The 1,508-nt window shown below is 65.3% G+C and carries 2 protein-coding genes; both read right to left on the minus strand.

Translation table 11 applies throughout. From position 1 onward, the window contains the following. Positions 1 to 118 precede the first annotated feature (118 nt). Positions 119 to 1,120, minus strand: a complete 1,002-nt coding sequence (locus C2865_RS39040; protein WP_408608356.1) for an ABC transporter ATP-binding protein — start codon at positions 1,118 to 1,120, stop codon at positions 119 to 121. A gap of 35 nt (positions 1,121 to 1,155) precedes the next feature. Beyond that, positions 1,156 to 1,508 (minus strand): ABC transporter permease (locus C2865_RS39045; RefSeq protein WP_157964117.1); only part of this gene is annotated, 353 nt, incomplete at its 5' end.

Here is a 1,508-nt window from a genome sequence, read left to right on the forward strand (position 1 = left end):
ACCGCCGCCACCTGACGGCGCAGCAGCCCCGCATGCACGGGAAAGTGCTTGCGCAGGTCGGTGACCTCCAGCAGCGGTGCGCCGCTTTGTGCTCTCTGCGTCTTCACGGGTTCCGTCTTCACAGGTTCGGCCTGATCTCTTCTTCCCAGATCCGCCGACGGCGTTCCGCCGGCAGGTGGCATGCCGCCAGTTGTCCCGGGGAGGTCTCCGTCAGCTCGGGTACTTCGGCGGTGCTGCGCCCGGCGGTGAGGTCGGCGTAGGCGCACCGCGGATGGAACGCGCACCCCGACGGAAGGTTGATCAACGAAGGAGGAGTGCCCTTCACCGGCATCAACCGCTCGGAGCGCGCCCGGTCGAGCCGCGGCATCGACCCCAGCAGACCCCACGTATAGGGGTGGGCGGGGGCGTGGAACGCCGCTTCGACCGTCGCCTGCTCCACGCACCGGCCGCCGTACATGACCAGGACGTCGTCGGCGAGTTCGGCGACGACGCCGAGGTCGTGGGTGATCATGATGATCGCGGAGTTGAACTCCTCCTGCAGATCCCGCAACAGATCCAGAATCTGCGCCTGAACCGTCACGTCCAACGCCGTCGTCGGCTCATCCGCGATCAACAACTCAGGATCACACGACAACGCCATCGCGATCATCGCCCGCTGCCGCATACCACCCGAGAACTGATGCGGATAATCATCCACCCGCTTCTGCGGAGTCGGAATACCCACCCTGCCGAGCATCTCCACAGCGTGCTTACGCGCCACCTTCTTCGACACATCATGATGAATCCGGTAGGCCTCGACGATCTGCGAACCCACCGAATAGAACGGATGCATCGACGACAGCGGATCCTGGAAGATCATCGCCATCTTCCGGCCCCGCAACCTGCGCACCTTCTCGGGCGAGGAGCCGACGAGTTCGGTGCCGTCGAGCCAGATCTCCCCCGACATGCGGCAGTTCCTGCGGTTGTGCAGACCCAGGATCCCCAGGCTCGTCACCGACTTGCCCGACCCCGACTCGCCCACGATCCCCAGGGTCCGGCCGCGCTCGAGCCGGAAGTCCAGCCCGTCCACCGACCTCACCAGGCCGTCGTCGGTCGGGAAGTGGATCCGCAGGTCGCGCACCTCCAGGAACGCCTCCGGCGGAGTCCGCGGATCCGTCATTGCAGCCTCACCCTCGGATCGATCACGGCATAAAGGACGTCCACCACGAAACTCGCCGTCACGATGAAGATGGTCGCCAGCAGCACCACGCCCATCACCATCGGCAGGTCGCCCGATGCGATCGAGTCGATCGACAAAGCGCCCAGACCCGCGAAACCGAACGTCTTCTCCGTCAACACCGCACCACCCAGCAGCAGACCCAGGTCCAACCCGAAAATCGTCAGGATCGGCGTCAGGGAAGCCCGCAGCGCGTGCTTGGTGATGACGGTCTTCTCCGGCAGGCCCTTCGCACGGGCCGTCCGGATGTAGTCCTCGTTCAACGTCTCCAGCATTCCCGCACGCGTCAACC

The organism is Actinocorallia populi (genome assembly GCF_002995495.1).
GTDB classification, from domain to species: domain Bacteria; phylum Actinomycetota; class Actinomycetes; order Streptosporangiales; family Streptosporangiaceae; genus Actinocorallia; species Actinocorallia populi.